Genomic DNA, 16,511 nt, shown 5'->3' with positions numbered 1-16,511 from the left:
ACTTCTTCCACGTCGACACGATCACCGGCAGCCGGCTGTACGCGCTGGCGTTCCTCGAACACGGCACCCGCAGACTCCACATCACCGGCGTCACCGCCCACCCCACCGCACAGTGGGCGACCCAGCAGGCGCGCAATCTCGCCGATGACCTGGGCAGCCGCGTCGAGTCGCTGCGCTTCGTGCTCCGCGACCGCGACAGCAAGTACACCGGCTCCTTCGACGCCGTCTTCGAAGCCGAAGGCATGGACGGTGCTGCTCAGCGCACCCCAGGCACCGCGCATGAACGCCCACTGCGAGCGCGTGATCGGCACGATCCGCCGCGAGGCACTCGACCACGTTCTGCTCCTGAACGAGGCCCACGCCCGGCAGGTCCTCGCCGAGTACCAGGACCACTACAACAGACATCGGCCGCACCGATCCCGCGATCAACGACCGCCCGAGGCCCAGGAACAGCCAGCAGTCCTGGATGGTTTCGAGCCCCGCAAGCTCTTGCGCACCCGGATCCTCAGCGGAGCAATCAACGAGTACCGACATGCCGCTTGAACTGCAGCGATGACTTTTCGAGCCCCACAGGCACGGGACGCTCGGGCGCCCGACAGCAGCACGCCGGGCCCTGAAACGGGTGACGCAGGTTCGAATCCTGCCGGGGGGCACCGGCACAAAAGGCCCCGGACCGATCACGGTCCGGGGCCTTTGGCATCCAGTTCTGACATCAACGGGGGCGGTCACTCACGGCCGGGGTGCCTTCTGAGCAGGTCCATGTGGCTCATGGCCTCGCACTGCGTGTCCCGCACGACGTGCATGTACACGCCCATGGTGACGGTGATCTGGCTGTGCTTGGGATGTCCGTCACGACGCGGGGCGCGACTCCGGCCGCGGTGAGGCGCGTGGCCGCACTGTGCCGAGCGTCGTGCGGCCCGATAACTCGGATGCCGGCGGACTGGGCGACGCGCGTGAGGATCAGAAGGAGACGCTGACGCCGGCCTGGTGGTACTGGCCGATGGCGCCCAGGACCTCGTTCTTGGCGGCGTCGACCTGAGCCAGGACCGCCGAGTCGCTGACCGCCGTGGGGCCGACGACGGCGCTGGCGTGCGGGCTCAGGCCGCCGGAGATGTCGTTGAGCTCGGCATCGGAGATCTCTACGGTCTGAACCTGGGGAGCGGAGTTCATAATAACTTTCCCTTCGCATGGGTTTCCGCAAGGGGGAGCGGCCCCGCTGGGGGACGACGGGCCGCGACCGCAGGCGTGCGACATCTGATTCCGCAAACCTTCGCGCGGCCCTGGCGGCGAGAAGGATCAAATCACGGAGCTCGCCGGGCACCCAATCAATCGGCATTCCCACCACCACAGTTGAACGCACCGGCTACCCAGCCGTGCGGGCGTGCACACGAATTGGGGGCAGCTTCTCTACATGTTGCTCGGCTCCGTGAGGTGACCGGTATTGCCACGGTGATTCCGAACGGGACACTCCACACCAACAGAGCACCATTCCTGCAGGCTCTTGTGCAGATCCAACACGCCTCGTGCCGCAGTTGCGCAGTCCATGTGCCGATTTGCTGAAGCCCGACTGTCACCCCACCTCGGGCACTGAACGTCGTCGATCGAAAACAGACCGTGTGCAGTGGAGCGGATCGGCATCGGCCTGGGCGGCCCGCGCACCGCGCTCGTCGGCACCCGGAAGACCGCAGTGAAGCAGTCCGTCGCAACGTGGGCGCCCGGCGCGATACTCCGGCTCGCCGCCGCCCGGCCGGGCGAACGTCTTGCGCGAACGCATGGACGCGACCCGCAACTCCCCCTGGAAGATGCGGGATCCCTGGCGGTCGAAAGCACGGCACGGTGACCTCACACCCGAGTCCTGGCGAGGAACTCTCCCTCGATCAACTCCACTTCGGCCGGTTACGGGCGCGGTCAAGAACGTAAAGACTTCTTCATGAAGGGGCCAGCCCGGCCGGTTCCCCGGCGGCCGTGGGGCCAGGCGAGACGTGATCGTTTCGCCTCAAACCCTGTGCCGTTCGGAGTCTCTACCGGGACGCCGTCCGGGTGATCGTTTCACTGGTGTAGCAGGTGGCGCGGAAGCTGCTCGCAGTCCCGGCGGTGCTGCTACGCCAGGACGTGGCCAAGGATGCGGAATTGCTGGTGCTGCGGCACGAGAACGCGGTGCCGCCAAGGCAGCTCACGAAGCCGGTTCGCTACGAGCTGGCGGATCGACTGTGGTTCGCAGGGCTGTCCTCACTGATCCCCCGGCGCGGTGGGCGCAGGTGTTCCCAGTGGCGCCCACGACGCTGCTGGCGTGGCACCGCAGGCTTGATCGCCCTCAGGTGGGACTACAGCAAGCGCCGGAGCAGGCCCGGTCGACCGTTGCCCGTGAGTGCGGTGAAGACTCTGGTGCCGCAGCTCACCAAGGAGAATCCACGCTGGGGCTGCCGACGGATCCAAGGGGAACTCGTCCGGCTCGGACACCCGGTCGACTCGACGACGATCGGGGAGATCCTCACCGCAGCGGGCATTGACCCAGCTCCACGCCGCAGCGGCCCGACGTGGCGTGAGTTCCTGACCGCGCAAGCCGAGGGCATCATTGCCTGCGACTTCGTCCATATCGACCTGGTCGATCTGCGCCGGGTGTACGCGCTCGTGTTCCTCGAGCACGGCACACGCCGGCTACACATCGCGGGAGTGACTGCCCATCCCACCGGGCCCTGGACGGTGCAAACAGGCGAGAACCCTTGCCGTCGAGTCGGGTATGCGGGCGGACTCGCTGCGTTTCTTGCTCCGAGACCGGGACGCGAAGTACACCGAGCCCTTCGACGCGGGCTTCCGAAGACGTCGCGGACGTGTGCGCGGCCAAGAACTCGCCCCACCAGGGCTTTCGTTGAGTACCTAGCGGTCCGCGATCGATATTGCGCCGACGTGTACTGCGACCACGCAGGGCAGCCTGAAGGGTGTCTTTATTCCACGCGGGCGTTGACCTGGAGTTTTGGCCGACGCTGTGGACGGGGCGTGATCGTCGGTTGTGGCTCTGCGACTGCTCTACATGATCTTCTGTCGGATACTCGGCAGGCTTGTCCTCTGCGGTCGGTCCAGCCAGTCAAAGGAGATGGAGATACTCGTACTCCGGCACGAGGTCACGGTGCTGCGCCGCCACACCCCATGCCCCGCCTATCGTGGGCCGACCGCGCGATCTTGTCCGCCCTGGCCCGAAGCCTGCCCGCCCTGCTCCGCCGCCATCGACTGATCACCCCCGGCACACTCCTGGCCTGGCACCGCCGCCTGATACGCCGCAAATGGCGACAACAACCGGCCAAGTCAGGCCGACCGCCGCCGGCCGAGGAACGCACCACACTCATCCTCCGCCTGACCCACGACAACCCGACCTGGGGATACGTCCCGGTCCAGGGAGAACTGCGCCACCTGGGCCACCGCGTCGCCGCCGCGACCATCCGCCGAGCGCTACGCCGCAACAAGATCCCACCCGCGCCGACCCGCGCGACCGAGCACACCTGGCGTGCGTTCCTGCACCCACAGGCCGACACCCTGCTGGCGACCGACTTCTTCCACGTTGACTGCGCGATCACCCTGAAGAGCCTGTGCGCCTTCTTCGTGATGGAGGTCGGCACCAGAACCGTCCACCACCTCGGCGTTACCACGCATCCCACCGGCGACTGGATCACCCAGCAGGCCCGCAACCTCCTCCTCCAACTCGCGGACCGCGCCCACCCGTTCCGCTTCCTGATCAGGGACCGCGACGCCAAGTTCACCCAGGCCTTCGACGCGGTGTTCGCCGGCAACGCATCCAGGTCCTCTAGGCCGCCCCACAAGAACCGAAGATGAACGCCTTCGCGGAACGCTGGATACGCACCGCCCGAGCCGAGTGCACCGACCGGATGCTGATCTCCGGCGAACGCCACCTGCGCACCGTGCTGGACCAGTACGCGACGCACTACAACACCGCAAGGGCCCACCGAAGCCTGGACCTTCGCGCTCCCGGCGACGACCCCACCGTCATCCCCTTCCCCGCAGGGCGCGTCCGACAGGTGCGCGGGTACTCAGGGGCAGGCGGTGATGACGGGCCGCGCCGCCAGGTCGTAACGAACAGATCAAGTGTAGTCAGACGCCTAGCTGTTGGGCACTCCACACGGTCGGCGTCGCGGCGGGAGGTAACGGAGGCTGCGTGGGTGTGCCGATTGGCGAGCTGGCGGAGCGGATCCCGGGTGGGGTCTACGGGCCAGCCTGGGCCTACTTGGCGGGGCCAGCGCTTCCGTCCTGACTGGCGCTGTGGCGAGCTCGGCGTGTGGCAAGGAAGACGATGGCGGCTGGCGCTAGGGCGATGACGTCGCTGGCAGCGTCGATGGGCCACGGCGCGTGGAGCGCGTCGGGGAGTTTGCCCCAAAGGAAGACCCATGCCAGGACAAGTGGCAGCCACACACGGTACGCGCGATGGGTACGGACGGCGTCTTGTGGAGCGTGGGGGCAAGTGGCTTGCCCATAAACAGCGGAGGCGAGGAAGACTGCGCCCATGCCGCTGATGGTCCACGCCAGCCAATTCATGCCCGCCCCCCTGTTGCAATCAGCGGGAGCTTAGAGATCATCTCAATTGGAGATGCCGGTAGCCTGGTGCTGTGTTGCTGACTGAGCGTCTGGTCACTGACGGGTTGTGGGAGTTGTTCCAGCGGGTGGTGCCAGAGGCGCCGACGCGTCCGCAGGGTGGTGGTCGGCGCCGTCATGGGGACCGTGAGGTGTTGGCGGCGATTGTCTTCGTGGCCACGACCGGTTGTACGTGGTCGCAGGTCCCGTCGGTGTTCGGGCCGTCGGGGGCCACGGCTCACCGCCGGTTCATGGAGTGGAGCCGACAACGGGTCTGGGCGAAACTGCATCGTCTGGTCCTGGACGAGCTGGGGGCTCGAGGCGAGCTGGACTGGTCACGATGCGCGATCGACTCGGTGAACATGCGCGCCCTGAAAAAGGGGACCTGACGGGTCCGAATCCTGTAGATCGGGGCAAGTATGGCTCGAAGATCCACTTGATCACTGAGCGGTCTGGGCTTCCGCTTTCCGTCGGCATCTCCGGCGCCAACCTTCATGACAGCCAGGCCCTCGAACCACTCGTGCGCGGCATCCCACCGATCAGATCCCGGCGCGGTCCACGCCGCCGACGCCCCGCCAAGCTTCACGCCGACAAGGCCTACGACAACCGTCACCTGCGGCAATGGCTCCGCCTACGCCACATCACACCCCGCATCGCCCGCAAGGGAGTTGAGACGTCACAGAAGCTGGGGCGCCACCGGTGGACCATCGAACGCACCATGGCCTGGCTCGCCGGCTGCCGACGTCTCCACCGACGCTACGAGCGGCAAGCCATCCACTTCCTGGCCTTCGCCAGCATCGCCTGCACCCTCATCTGCTACCGCAGACTCACCAATTGAGATGATCTCTTAGGAGTGCACCTTCGATGCGCCCACGAGGACAGATGCTCACATCTGCCGACGGGGCTGCACCCGGTCTGCGGTGCATTACCGCCCGGGCCAGCGCGGTCTCGTGGTTCGCGACGGTTACCGGCCTCGGGCGTACATGCTCTCGTGAAGTCGCCTACGGACTAGGTTGATTCACGTGTCCACGATGAACCATGCCAGACGCTTCGTTGTCTACCAGGTGCAACTAGGGCGGGACGAGTTGGATCACCTGATTGCCCTGGCGGGGGAAGATATGCCTTCACCTCACGTGCAGTTCGAGACCGAGCGCCACGAGCGGAGCTTCCAAGCATCCGACCTCGACTCGCTCAATCGTAGAGTGCGGAAACTGTGCGGTCCTCGCTGCTCCACGAGGTGGACTGACTTGCTGTGGCGGGCTCGAAGCGGCGACCGGTCAGCAGTCCTGCGGTTCCGGGACAACCGCCTGACCGTGGAGTTCAACGCATCTGACGAGTCTTGGGTGTCTGAGCGTGAGCGTGATGTGAGCTACTTCCTACATCGAGAGACCGGGGCCCGAGAGGGGCCACTGAGGCTCGCCGTGCTGCGCTGGCTCTTCCCGGTCGCATTGGCCATGATTTGCATCTTCCTCTGGGGCGAACTGGGCCTGTGGTCGGTGCTGCCCGAAGTCACTCGGAATCGAGCGACAAACATGGGGATGTCGATGCTGTTCGCCGCGGCTGCCCTCGGCGCGTACGCCACGTATCGCAGGCTGCGAACTGTCTCGATCCGTCAGTCGCGAACGGAGGTTGATGTTGAGCACCCATGGCCGCCGCAGCAGCCCCTCTTGAGGTTGATGGTTCCCGACTGGGCGTCTGCGATAGTTGCGAGCCTCATAGCCTCCGTCGCCACCCTCGCCGCTGTGCTAGCCCTGGTGGCGACTGGACTTCAGGGCGGCACGTAGCAGGAGTCGTCGACGTCAGATCCGCGCGAGATCGCAGCTGGACACCATGTGATTTGAGCCCACAGATCACGACCCCTCGGGCCGTCCGAATCGACACCTCCACCGCTATGAAGTCATCGAAACCCAAGGCCCGGAAGTTGGCCGACCGTGGTGGGGGGATCCGCTGGCCTTGCGAGTGCCGATTAATCATCCGACCTGTTCAGGCAGCATGTTGGTACTCGTGGAGGGTTCCTCCGAGTCGATCTCGTCGGCGGACCCCCAGGTACCTGATCGACGCTGACACGGTGATCGGTTCGGGTAGTGGGCCAAGCGGCGCGGCTTGCTTCAGCGTTCGATCCAGGCGCTGCCCATCACGCCCATCACCTCTGCTGTGCCGATACCGAAGGCCGGGACGGAGATGCCGGCCACGCGTAGACCCGGCCGATCCGGTGCAGCAGCCGGACCGATCCCTTGGCCGACTGCTGGTCGGGCCACGGTGACTCGCGCCACGACAGCAGATGTCGAAGGGCGAGCAGAAGAGCCGGCCAAGGTCGGCCGACCTCTCCTCCTCGAGGCTCGAGGGTCCGCCGTCGTTCTCACGGACGGCGGAGGCTTCGACGTTCGCTGAATGACGTGACGGGTCAACAGTTGGAACGCGCACCTCCCGCGGCTGCACGACGGAAATACGGTTGCTGCCCGGTGGGCTCAGGGCAAGGCTGACGTCCATGATCTCGCCGGTTCGTGACCACGCCCCGTTGAACACCCCGACGAACGAGGACCACGAACGTGAGCCGCATTGTCCGTGATTACAACCCTGCCGACGAAGCGTCATGGCTCCGCTGCCGGGTGCTCTCCTTCCTGAACACCCCCCTACTTCGATGACGTTCTGCAGACAAAACCAGAGATCCCTGCACCAGGATTGGAGCTGGTAGCTACGGGAGACTCCGATACCGTGCTCGGCATCATCGACGTGACGGTCGACGGCGACCTAGCCACCATCGACACGGTTGCTGTCCATCCGGACCACCAGCACCAAGGACACGGCCGGGCACTCCTCACAGAAGCTCAAGCTCGCGCACGCGCCCTGGGCCTGGACACGCTCGACGCCTGGACCCGAGACCTTCCTGACACCCTGCGCTGGTATCGAGCCATGGGGTTCACCGAGAGCGACCACTACCTGCACGTCTACGCGAACTACTACTTCGAGCCCGGGGAACCGGCCCGTGCCATAGGAAGTCGTCGACAGGGCCTGAAACCTATGGCTGCCTTCCTGCACGCCAGCCTCGACGAAGAACAGCAGCTGAGGAGCGAGTTCGCGCGCATCCATGTCTGCCGCCGGTTCGCGCTAACACTCTGAACTAGCCGTCGCCCGAGGTAGCAGACCCGTCGACCTCGATGTAGCTCGGCGTGGTCCGTGTTCATCAAGATGGGCATGGCGATACTGCACAGGCCGGCAGCGGGCGCCGCAACATCATATTCCGGCGGCGTGGACGCCGGGCGTGAGTCGCACACCCTCTCAGGGAACGGTTTGGCGGGCATCTGACAGGAAACCATCGGTAGTTTCTGGGAACGGGTAGCATCCGGGCGACGCTGCACGAGGGGAAGCATGATCGAACTGCCCGTGCCACCCAGTGCGCCAGAAACCTCCTCATGACCTGGGATGACTCACGCGCCGTAGGCATCAGATTCCTGATCCGGGACAATGCAGGCTATTTTGCCGAGGGCTTCGACGCGGTCTTCACCGCCGTCGGCGCCCGCTTGGTGCCCTTCCTGCCAGGCGTGCCCCGGATGAACGCCGTCGCCGAGCGCTGGGTCAGATCATGCCGCCGCGGGGCCACCGACCGGATCCTGATCACCGGGGAGCGGCACCTGCGCCTCGTCGTCACCGAGTACGCCGGCCACTACAACGAACATCGGCCTCACCGATCACTCGGACAGCGATGCCCCGATGCTGTAGGCGCGACCGAACCGCCCTCCTCCGATGCCCCATCGCGTGTCATCCGGCGCGACCGTCCCGGCGGCCTCATCCACGAATACGCGCAGGTCGCATAGGGTGACAGGAGTTGTCGGCACGCACAGCCCTCCTTGACCGTGTAGGTGGGCAGCTGTGTGGTCCTGGGCATGCAGGCTCCTCCAATTCGTCGACAACGGCATGTTAAGCCGACGGTGATCAGAGTTCACGGAGAACCGGTTTCCGCTCAATGTCGTACGGGACAGTCACGGTTTGTGGGTTCCTCGCCACGTCCAACCCGAGGCAAGCACGACCTCCTGCAACGGGTCCCTCAGATCGTTCGAGTCGAAGCGGAAGTCGTCAACGCGCTGGCGGCGACCGTCCGGGCCCTTCTTGTAGCTTCCGCGCCAAGACTTCACTCGGGTGCGAGGCCCCCTGCCGTGCCTGCGTGCCACAACGCGGGTGGGCGGGTCGCCGGCGCGGGTCGTCTCGCGGACATCGGCGCAGACCCGTACCTCGTGGGTAGCCCCGTCCAGACGCATACGGAACTTGAACGTCCGCTCCACCTGTCGGCGTCCCATCCCGCTGCCCCAGCCCGGCTCGAGCATGTGCCACTCTGCCACCACGTCGGCCTTCTCCTCCGCGAGCGCGGTGCGTACGCGGTAGGGCTTGTCCGGGCCATTGAGCGCGAACAGGGCCGCCTCCACGTGGGAGCGCACCAACGGCTCGGCATCCTCGTCCGGGTATCGGGTTCCCGTTCGCCAATCGCGAAAGCGGCCCATTGCTAGTTTCCTTCCGGGGTACTCGGTCGCACGGTGCGTACGAAGTCCTGGAACTCTTCGAGGACTTCGTGAAGCTGTTCGGTGGTGGCGGTCAGTGCCAGCTTGATCACCGCATACTTGTGCGGATCAACGGTGTCGGCAAGGGGCAGGTACACCTGGACCTGGGCGAGCTCGCGGAGTTCGTCGTTAACGGCGGCTGTCAGGAGAAAACGCTGCACGAGAGCGGGCGCGTCGTCGGGACCGACCTCGCGGCGGTCCACCAGTTGCACGGACTCAGCGGCCTGCTCAAGGCGCTCAACGGACGCGTCGGCAAGGTCCGACAGTGATACGTCGTCGGGTGGAATCTCTCCATCGATGGTGATGTTGGCGGCAAATCCGGCATCGGGGTGGGGATGCAGGGCCGCGAAGGCCACGCCGAAGGTGTCGATGGTCTCAGGTGAGGCCGGGGCCCAGCCGTCAGGCAGCTGGAACTCGACTGCCACCGGAAGTAGCTTGGGCAACTCAGTTGCTCCTCTCATCGGGCTGGTCAGTCGAGCCAGCCGGCGACGGTGTCCTTGGTCGATTTGAGGCCGTGGCCCACTGAGTCCACGGCGCCACCAAGCCCGACCGCATCGGCCGCACTGTCGACGGTTTTGCCGAACTTGTTCGGGTCGAAGGTGATCTCGGTTCCTGCTCCTGCACCCACGGCTACGGCTGCGAAACCGCCAGTGCTCAGTTTCCACACACCGTGCGCGTCTTTCTTGACGCCGAATTTGGCCTCGACGCCCGTGCCGGCGCCGACCTCGAAGTTCCCGCCGATACCGATCCCGGCCGCCTCGACGCCGCCGCCGATCGAGGCCTTCGCGCCGTAGAAGGCCTTGGCGCTGACACCGACCTCGTCCTTGTTCACCTTGCCCGAGATTCCGGCTTCGGCGCCGGCGAAGCCGTCGCCGCGCAGATAGACACCGCCGTAGTCCCCGTACTCGGCCCGTCCTTCCATCAGTGCTCGTGCGCCTGCGGACACCTCGGCCTTGCCCGAGATGCCCTTGTCACTGAAGCCGTAGTTCGCGCCGGAGCGAACACCGGCGTAGGCGTCGCCGATCCCGGAGAGTTTCCAATCGCCATTGGTCAGCGAGCCCTTTCCGGTCATGTGGACGAGATCGAAAGCCGCCTTGACCGAGCCCTCCTTCCCGTACTTGGGATCCGCCGAGGCGCTGAAGGACGGGGACCACCAGTCCAGCTTGAAGTCCCCGTCGCCCTTCCAGCCGCCGGACTTCCTACCGCCCTTGCCTGCGTCCTTGTAGTCCTTGAGGTGATCCTTGGCGTCTCCGTTGAAGCCCTCGAGTGTCCCGTCCTTCCAGTTGGAGTCGATGACCACCACTTTGAGTGCCATCTGGACGGAATGGTCAGTCTTCTCTGCGTCCTTGACGATCTGGTCGAGGTGGTCTTGCCACGCCCTCACAGCAGTACCCACGGATTCCTGGTACGAAGGGTCGTGATGGAGGGCGTTGCGTTCCCCTTCGGTGAGATCGGTGGTGTCGAAGGACACCACGCCCTCGTCGGAGACCGCCATGCGGGCCTTGATGGCGTCCGCGCGGGCGGACTTGAGTCTCTTGCGCACCTCGCTGAACTGGTGGTGTGCGTCCCGCAGCAGGGAGGCGACCGCTTTGGCTTCCGTTTGGGCTTTCTGGAATTCCTTCAGCGTGATGTCGAACCGCCGGTTGGCGGCGTCCGCGCTGAGCCCCGTCCAGGTCTGCCCCATGGATATGCCGTGAACATCGCGGTCGTAGGCGACTTCCTGTTTATGGAACTCCTTCGCCATCCCGTCCCAACGGTCCGCGGCCGTGGTGAGTGTGGACAGGTCGACGGTCATGATGTCGTGGTAGGTCGGCATGGTTCCCCCGTGGTCCTGCTGTGGCGTCCTGCTGGTCGAAGTGACGTTCAAGAATGGGCTACTGCCCATCTGCGTCAGAAGCCGTCCAGTGCCGAAAGAGAGCGCGTACGCGCACCTACCTCGCCATCGGTGCCCTGCAGAGTGTTGTTGGCGCCCCGCAACGCCGTCTTTTCCGATGCGAGGCGGTTCAACAGGTTGTGAACCTGCTCGCCCCAGGTCTTGTGGGCCTTCTTCAACGCCCCTGACGTGAGCCATCCATCGCGGAACTCCTTGACGGCTGCACCTGTGTCGATGTCCGCCCAGTCGCCTGCCTTACGGGTATCCGGCTGGATGTGCTCTTCAATGGCCCGTGCGGCGGCCTTCTTCTCCGCCGGACTCGACGCCAGGTCTTTCTGGCCGCCGCCGGCAGGCCGCGCGTCGTCGGGAAGGTGGTTCAGCCGCATGCCGACCATGTTTTCCGGCCCGCTGTGTGGCGTGTCTTGTTCCCCGGTCGTATCCGTCATGGAATCTCGCCCCCGCTCGATCCTCGTCCTGTCATGGCGTGCCCGTGTGGTTGGTGTCCTGGTACGGCCACGGCTGCCCTTGCCCCGACTGCGTGCCGGGGGGAGACGGCTGCGTCCACCCCTGCTGCGGCATCGGCGACAGCGGTGCGGTCAAGACCTCGCGGCGGCGCCTGCGGCTGCGTAGGACGCCGGCCCCGCCACCAGCTCCGACCAGCACAAGCCCGCCCACTCCTGCCAAGATCCACGGCAGTGCGCTCGACTCGTCAGCAGAAGACGCCGCGGAGGGGGCCGTCGGAGCACTCGCGGACGGCTCAGCGGTTGCGCCTCCCTGTGCCGCCGCCGAGGCCCCGTCTTTGTAGTCGGGCAACGGGTACTCGTCGGCCTGGCCTGGGGCCCCGGGCTCGGTGAGTGCGATCCTGGGGCGCACAGCGCCATACCCAATGGAGTCGGTTCGCTTCTTCCCGCTCACGGCTCCGCTCGCCGTGTTCAGCATGACCCGTAGGACCTGGTTGTTCGTCCAGGCCGGATGCTTCGACCAGATCAACGCCGCGGAGGCCGAAGCGAGCGCGGTGGCGTCACTCGTACCGTGAGAATCGCACAGTTCGCTGCCTCCCTTGCAGGCGGCGACCATGTCCGCACCGGGTGCGACCAGGTCGACCTGCGGGCCGTGCTGGGATTCCCTGGTCGCCTTGACGTTCTTGTCGATCGCACCGACGCCGACCACTCCAGGTGTCCCTGCCGGGTACTCCACCCGATTCGTTCCGGCACCGGTGTTGCCCACGGACGCGAAGACCAGCTTGTTCTTCGACAGCGCGTAGGCGACTGCGTCGTCCAGCTTCTTTGCGTGGTCCTCGCTGCCCAGCGAGATGTTGATGATCTGGGCATCGGAGTCCGCGGCGTACCGGATGGCCTTGGAGATATAGGTGGGGTAGTCGTCGGGGTTACCGTCTTTGCGGCTCTTCTCGATGAAGTCCGGCACCCGGATCGGCAGGATCTTGGCTCCGGGTGCCAGCCCGTACGAGCCCTGCGTGTCGCCCTTCACGCCGGTGGCCGCGATCAGTACGGCCATGCGGGTGCCGTGCCCGTCGTAGTCCGAGTGCTCGTCGCCAGGGTGCCGGGAGTAGTCCTTGCCAGGCAGTACCTGTCCACGCAGGTCGGCGAGATCGGGGTCGACGCCCGAGTCGATGACCGCCACTGTGACGCCCTTACCGGTGCTGGTCTTCCACATCTGCTCGGCGCGCATGGCATCCAGATACCACTGCTGGTCCCGGACGGTCTCGGCGTGCGCGGGTGTCACGGCAACGCCCGCGAGCACGACGCCGGACAGAGCCGAGGCCAGCCGGAGCCTGCGTACCTGCTTGGTACGGGAACCCATGGTCATCCTTCGTTGTCTCGCCGAGTCGTCGGTGGCAGGCCTGGCAGCCGCAGCGGAGGCTGTGGTAGCTCGGTCTGATCCGTCTCTGCTTCCTCACGCACATGCCGCTCGTCACGCGAGCGCTCCTCCGGGGCAGGCCGAGCGCCATCCTTACGTGCCGTCTGCGAGGAGCCTCCAGCGGGTCCATCACTCTGCACCTGGGCTGTACGGCTCTCCGTTCCGCGTACGGGACCCGCCGCTCTGGTCGTGGTCGGCGGGTTCCGGCGCGTCTTCGAGGGTTGCGGCTGTCCACCGACGACACCATCGGAGTGCGCGGGCATCCGTGCACCGGCCACGCCGCTCTCACGTCCCGTGCCAGGCACAGCGCCGCGGCTCGGTGTTGCTCCGGGGCGTGCCCCCTCGGGGGCACCACCGCGGACTCCTGGTGCTTGCTGAGTCGGGGAACCGCCGACCACCGTGCCCCGCGGAATCGCACCCGTCGCACGGCCTGTCTGCGGTGCAACCGGACGCCCACCTGCAATCCCGTTGGACGGACGCCCCGGGCTCGCACCACCTGGTCCTGGTACAGGCGACGCGGAGCCGCTCGGCGTGCCCGTCACCCCGGGAACTCCACGCCCCGGCAAAACCGCCCGCGACGCGCCGGGGGTACCAGGGGCGCGTGGGGCCGTCGGTGTGCCCAACGGTCCGCGGAGACCGTTGGCAGCAGAGACACGGCCGCCGCTCACTCCGCGCTGCGGAGCACCGGATCGGCCTGTGCCTCCGAACGCCGGCGGTGACGTACCCGGGACCGGGGGCCCGATGCCTGAGGTGCCGCCCGGCAACGCGGGCGGCGGCGACGTGGAGGGTGTCGCAGTCGGAGCTGTGGGAGACGGGAGCGTGCCGACCCTGTCGAGGGCGGTGTTCGCCCCGCCCGGGGACAGGTCCGGAACTGTTCTTGACGGAACGGCAGTTGTGGTTGTGTGGCGGTCTCCTGCGGCCAGTGCGGCACCACGCGCTTCGCCAACTGCTGCAGCCCCTACTGCAGCAACGCCTACTCCGCTCGCCACAGCCGCCGTCCCAGTGCTCGATGCATCATCGGAAGACGTGCCCGGGCGGTGGGTGAGATCGTCGCGGCTCTCCGGCACGAACTGTTTGGGAAGTTCCGGGAACTTCGGGGCCTTCAGCGCATCGATCTGCTCCGTCGACGCCGTGTACGACTGTGCCAGTTTGATCATCAACTGGGCTGCTGCAGTAAGGTCGTTGTCGTACTGCGACTTGGCCGACTTCACGGAGGACTCCGACGGATCGCCGTCGTGGTTGCCGACATCCGTCGCCTTGGCCGCGTGCGCGTCCAGGATCGAGCGTGCCGAGGCACTGGAGTTCTTCAGAATCTCCAGCTGCGGCTTGACCTCGTGCAGCGTGTCCGCCGCATGCGCCATCCACTTGCCGGCGGACTCGCTGTAGTCGCCCAGGCCCAGGGTCGCGAGCGCGGCCTGATGGACCCACTTGCGGAACGCCTCGCCGCCCTCTCCGTCCCACTCGACCGCCGTGCTGTGTGTCTTGAGGTCGTCGCCGATACTCTTGATCGTCTTGGACGCCGCTGTCAGCAGCACGCCGAGATCCGCAGGCTTCGAGCCGTCCGCCGGCTCGACCATCGCCCACAGTTCCTCAGGGGTGTGCACGGCGAAGCGGTACTGCTTGACCATGCCCCACATTCGGGATCCCAGGCCGCCGCTCATGCTCCGCCCTCGTCTTTGCGTTCCTTGAACAGAGTGATCTCTGCTGCAGCAGTTACGGCATCAGTCGCCCGCCACATCACAGTCCACCCGCTTCCGTGTCCGTCGCCTGGGGGCTCGGCTCACTGGGCTCTTCGCCGCCCGAACCGCCCTTGCCCGAAGCCTGCTTGGTGTCCGACCCTCCGCCGACCAAGGCGTCGACATCAGTGCGGATGCGGTTCAGTCGTGCGCGTACGTCTTCGTCCAGGTTGTCGTAGCCGGTCTTCGACGCGTCCACGGTGACGACCAACGCCTCGATCTGGAGCGCCAGCATCTTGGACAGGTTCTCCAGCTGAGTGTGCACGTGCGTGTAGGAGGAGTGCAGGAGGTCCGCCTCGTCGAACGCCCCCAGTCGGCCTGCCCCGAGCGTTCCTCCGGCGATCTTCGAAGGCGCCGCGTGCGACTTCTCCAAGTCCCGCAGCAAGGTGTCGACGCGGCGTTTGAACGCCGTCAGCGTCTCTCCCTCGACCCGCATCGCCTGCGCCACAGACGCACCGCCGGCCCCCAGAACCGACGCAGCCAAACTCCCCGCCGCCGCGCCGATCCCGGCCACTGTCGACTGCGGCGCATCCCCCGTGCCGTCCGACACGATCTGTCCCTCCCCGTAGAGCCCGCCCCTCGGCATACGTCCAGTCCCGCCGAGGTGCTTCATGATGTTCCCATCTGTAACAGATGCAACCTGAGCACGATATCCGGGCCCTACATCCCCTGCAGAGCCTCCACGGGTTCAGGCACGCGCAGTGGCTGATAGCGGCTGGCATCTCAAGCTTCAGGAAGTCCAGGAACCACCAACACGAGACAGCACGGCCCACGCGATTCCGCAGGCCAGCTGGGTAACAGAGGGCTATGAACGCCGCTCTGGGTAGGCACATCCCTCGCACTCACCGACACGGTCAGCGCTGGCGTCCGACGCCATTTGGCGGCTTCTCACCATTCGTGGAACAACTCGTCGTTCGGGTCTGCTGCAGGTTCGGGTGACAACTTGTCACCCGAACCTGCAGCAGACCCGAACGGTGAACTCAGTCAGACCTTCGGGGTGTCACCGGAGCAAGGCGTCACGGATGCGTAGTGCTACCGCAGGATGCTCTAAGTAGCCAGCTATCCCATGATGGTTGGGAGTGTCATTTCGTATCTGGGCGTAGTTCTCGACTTCCGGGGTGACCGGGAAGTGGTCGTGGTCGAGCGGATGGAGGGCGACGCAGTCCTGGGGATCAAAGGCGTTGAACCAGTCCGTGACGCCGTGGGGGCGGCTTGTGGGGCGTAGGGCTTGGGCGATGGGGCTGACTGCGAGTGGTGAGCCCAGGGTGATGAAGGTGGGCACCTGCCAGTTGAGATCCTGCGCCTTGCGCTTAAGCAGGTTGTAGGCGATCACGGTGCCTAGCGAGTGGGCAACGATGACGTGTTCCTCATCGGGGGTGATTGCCTGTCGAATCCCGTCTTCGATCAGTGTCTGAATTCCGGGGAAACGCAGATAGCGGTAAACGTCGCGAGTGAGGAGTGCCAGACTGACGCTGGCGATTCGAGGGACCTGGTCGATGACGCGCAGAGCAGCGATCACCCAAGGCCAGTTCTGGACCCCCTTTTCGATCCTGTTCGGTTGGTCCGCAGCGGCACGGATGTCTGCCTCCTGTATTCCAAGCTGCTGCACGGCGTCTGCAACCACTTGAGCGATGAATTCCTCCTCGCCTGCGGCTAATTCACCGTGGCCCTTGATGATGACGTCAGGTGCGCTGCCCGGCAGGTCGTTCGCCATGTGGTGCAGCGTTTTTCCGTAGTAGGGGAACCGAATCCGATCCTCGGGAACCATCGTGTTTACGCCTGCATCGTTCAGTCCGCCGTGAAGTGCTCGTATCCACTGCTGCTTCAAAGCAGTGGCCTCTTCGAACTGCTGGGAACGTCCGTGAACGAAAACGAGCTGGCGCATGGCGC

At 65.8% G+C, this 16,511-nt stretch carries 14 protein-coding genes and 3 pseudogenes; 8 read left to right on the top strand and 9 right to left on the bottom strand.

Features of this window, described 5'->3' with window-relative positions; all coding sequences use genetic code 11:
• Positions 1-543, top strand: a pseudogene (locus AC07EJ_RS31850) (integrase core domain-containing protein); the annotation flags it as partial.
• A 182-nt stretch (positions 544-725) separates the two neighbouring features.
• Here AC07EJ_RS31850 and AC07EJ_RS31845 read toward each other — a convergent pair.
• Positions 726-955, bottom strand: a pseudogene (locus AC07EJ_RS31845) (tyrosine-type recombinase/integrase); the annotation flags it as partial.
• Positions 956-960: 5 nt separating this feature from the next.
• On the bottom strand, positions 961-1,170 hold the full coding sequence (locus AC07EJ_RS31840) for a hypothetical protein (RefSeq protein ID WP_478885573.1): 210 nt from the start codon (positions 1,168-1,170) through the stop codon (positions 961-963).
• An 894-nt stretch (positions 1,171-2,064) separates the two neighbouring features.
• Between AC07EJ_RS31840 and AC07EJ_RS31835 the strand changes: the two are divergent.
• The 7 genes and pseudogenes from AC07EJ_RS31835 to AC07EJ_RS31805 all read left to right on the top strand — a co-directional run.
• Positions 2,065-2,815 (top strand): annotated as a pseudogene (locus AC07EJ_RS31835) (transposase family protein); the annotation flags it as partial.
• A gap of 332 nt (positions 2,816-3,147) precedes the next feature.
• Positions 3,148-3,828 carry an integrase gene (locus AC07EJ_RS31830; RefSeq protein WP_478885572.1) on the top strand — a complete coding sequence of 227 codons (681 nt, stop codon included), beginning with the start codon at positions 3,148-3,150 and terminating at the stop codon, positions 3,826-3,828.
• Positions 3,825-4,328, top strand: coding sequence for an integrase core domain-containing protein (locus tag AC07EJ_RS31825; RefSeq protein WP_478885571.1), 504 nt, complete (start codon positions 3,825-3,827; stop codon positions 4,326-4,328). Before AC07EJ_RS31830 ends, AC07EJ_RS31825 begins: the two co-directional genes overlap by 4 nt.
• A gap of 294 nt (positions 4,329-4,622) precedes the next feature.
• Positions 4,623-5,419 (top strand): IS5 family transposase gene (locus AC07EJ_RS31820; RefSeq protein WP_478885580.1). Its coding sequence is split into 2 segments (ribosomal slippage): positions 4,623-4,959 and positions 4,959-5,419, totalling 798 coding nucleotides; the frame shifts between segments, so codons are not numbered across the junction.
• A gap of 184 nt (positions 5,420-5,603) precedes the next feature.
• A complete protein-coding gene (locus AC07EJ_RS31815; protein ID WP_478885570.1) occupies positions 5,604-6,365 on the top strand; it encodes a hypothetical protein in 762 nt (253 codons plus the stop codon).
• Positions 6,366-7,296: 931 nt separating this feature from the next.
• Positions 7,297-7,701: a GNAT family N-acetyltransferase gene (locus tag AC07EJ_RS31810; protein WP_478885569.1), complete on the top strand. Its 405-nt coding sequence runs from the start codon at positions 7,297-7,299 to the stop codon at positions 7,699-7,701.
• Between the two features lie 293 nt (positions 7,702-7,994).
• A complete protein-coding gene (locus tag AC07EJ_RS31805) occupies positions 7,995-8,396 on the top strand; it encodes an integrase core domain-containing protein (protein WP_478885568.1) in 402 nt (133 codons plus the stop codon).
• Positions 8,397-8,561: 165 nt separating this feature from the next.
• Here AC07EJ_RS31805 and AC07EJ_RS31800 read toward each other — a convergent pair whose 3' ends face one another.
• The 7 genes from AC07EJ_RS31800 to AC07EJ_RS31770 all read right to left on the bottom strand — a co-directional run bounded on the left by AC07EJ_RS31800 (position 8,562) and on the right by AC07EJ_RS31770 (position 16,506).
• Positions 8,562-9,014 carry a hypothetical protein gene (locus AC07EJ_RS31800; RefSeq protein WP_478885579.1) on the bottom strand — a complete coding sequence of 151 codons (453 nt, stop codon included), beginning with the start codon at positions 9,012-9,014 and terminating at the stop codon, positions 8,562-8,564.
• 65 nt (positions 9,015-9,079) lie between these two features.
• Entirely contained in the window at positions 9,080-9,559 is a 480-nt protein-coding gene (locus AC07EJ_RS31795) for a hypothetical protein (protein WP_478885567.1), read from the bottom strand.
• Positions 9,560-9,603: 44 nt separating this feature from the next.
• On the bottom strand, positions 9,604-10,878 hold the full coding sequence (locus AC07EJ_RS31790) for a hypothetical protein (RefSeq protein WP_478885566.1): 1,275 nt from the start codon (positions 10,876-10,878) through the stop codon (positions 9,604-9,606).
• 146 nt (positions 10,879-11,024) lie between these two features.
• Positions 11,025-11,453 carry a hypothetical protein gene (locus AC07EJ_RS31785; protein ID WP_478885565.1) on the bottom strand — a complete coding sequence of 143 codons (429 nt, stop codon included), beginning with the start codon at positions 11,451-11,453 and terminating at the stop codon, positions 11,025-11,027.
• A gap of 31 nt (positions 11,454-11,484) precedes the next feature.
• The gene (gene mycP, locus AC07EJ_RS31780) at positions 11,485-12,828 is read right to left on the bottom strand and encodes a type VII secretion-associated serine protease mycosin (protein ID WP_478885564.1); all 1,344 of its coding nucleotides are present in this window, start codon (positions 12,826-12,828) and stop codon (positions 11,485-11,487) included.
• A 1,794-nt stretch (positions 12,829-14,622) separates the two neighbouring features.
• On the bottom strand, positions 14,623-15,171 hold the full coding sequence (locus tag AC07EJ_RS31775) for a hypothetical protein (protein WP_478885563.1): 549 nt from the start codon (positions 15,169-15,171) through the stop codon (positions 14,623-14,625).
• A 450-nt stretch (positions 15,172-15,621) separates the two neighbouring features.
• The gene (locus AC07EJ_RS31770) at positions 15,622-16,506 is read right to left on the bottom strand and encodes a hypothetical protein (RefSeq protein ID WP_478885562.1); all 885 of its coding nucleotides are present in this window, start codon (positions 16,504-16,506) and stop codon (positions 15,622-15,624) included.
• Between the last annotated feature and the right edge of the window lie 5 nt (positions 16,507-16,511).

The sequence above is a fragment of the Streptomyces sp. NPDC045026 genome (genome assembly GCF_056432625.1).
This window is presented reverse-complemented; position numbering and strand designations above follow the sequence as displayed.